The organism is Streptococcus mitis (assembly GCF_946190375.1).
Lineage (GTDB): Bacteria > Bacillota > Bacilli > Lactobacillales > Streptococcaceae > Streptococcus > Streptococcus mitis_CJ.
The window spans coordinates 1-521 of record NZ_CAMIAF010000046.1; the positions used below are offsets into that span (position 1 = coordinate 1).

At 51.2% G+C, this 521-nt stretch carries 1 pseudogene; it reads left to right on the forward strand.

Annotation, left to right across the window (positions count from 1 at the left end):
* Window positions 1–521: pseudogene (locus tag N8M09_RS10890) on the forward strand (MSCRAMM family adhesin SdrC); the annotation flags it as partial.

The window sequence follows — 521 nt, forward strand, 5'->3', positions numbered from 1 at the left end:
GTGCTTGCTGAAGCTGATGCACTTGTTGATGCTGACTCAGATGCTGATGTGCTTGCTGATTGGCTCGCACTTGTTGATGCCGATTCAGATGCGCTTGTGCTTGCTGATTGGCTTGCACTTGTTGATGCTGATTCAGAGGCGCTTGTGCTTGCTGATTGGCTCGCACTTGTTGACGCTGACTCAGAAGCGCTTGTGCTTGCTGAAGCTGACGCACTTGTTGATGCTGACTCAGATGCCGATGTGCTTGCTGAGGCTGACGCACTTGTTGATGCTGACTCAGAGGCCGATGTGCTTGCTGATTGGCTCGCACTTGTTGACGCTGATTCAGATGCTGATGTGCTTGCTGAAGCTGATGCACTTGTTGATGCTGATTCAGACGCTGATGTGCTTGCTGAGGCTGATGCACTTGTTGACGCTGACTCAGATGCTGATGTACTTGCTGATTGGCTCGCACTTGTTGACGCTGATTCAGACGCTGATGTGCTTGCTGACTCTGACGCACTTGTTGATGCTGACTCAGA